This window comes from Pseudomonas sp. 2995-3, assembly GCF_002742565.1.
Lineage (GTDB): Bacteria > Pseudomonadota > Gammaproteobacteria > Pseudomonadales > Pseudomonadaceae > Aquipseudomonas > Aquipseudomonas edaphica.
In genome coordinates this window covers 1-355 of record NZ_LJSB01000189.1, presented here as the reverse complement: position 1 = coordinate 355, position 355 = coordinate 1, and the positions used below count along the sequence as shown (strand labels likewise).

General features: G+C 34.1%; 1 protein-coding gene. It reads right to left on the bottom strand.

The features are described from left to right. Positions 1-355: gluconate 2-dehydrogenase subunit 3 family protein (locus AOA62_RS17110; RefSeq protein ID WP_143521846.1), on the bottom strand; the 355-nt coding region annotated here is incomplete at both ends.

The following is a 355-nucleotide window of genomic DNA, read 5'->3' as shown; positions in this document are numbered from 1 at the left end:
CTCATAGACTTTTAATATGTTTATACGGTTTTTCTCGTTCAGTTCATAAAAATATCTTCCATAAGTAATTGTTGCTTGTTGATTTAATTTTTCTAATCCGTTTTCATAATCATCATACTTGTTACGATCATCTGCCCTTAATGATTGTAGGATAAAATTAGATACTCCAGCACGCTTTGCCCCTGGGAAAATTGTATCGACTGCTTCTCGGAGAGTTAACTTAAAAGTTTTTGTAAATTTCGGGGTTGGATGAACATTTAACTTGTTCGTTTTGGATTTATTCAGTTTGTTCCATTCATCTGTTGTATAACATATTTGGGACCTCCCATCTAATGGCCGGTACCTTCTATATGCT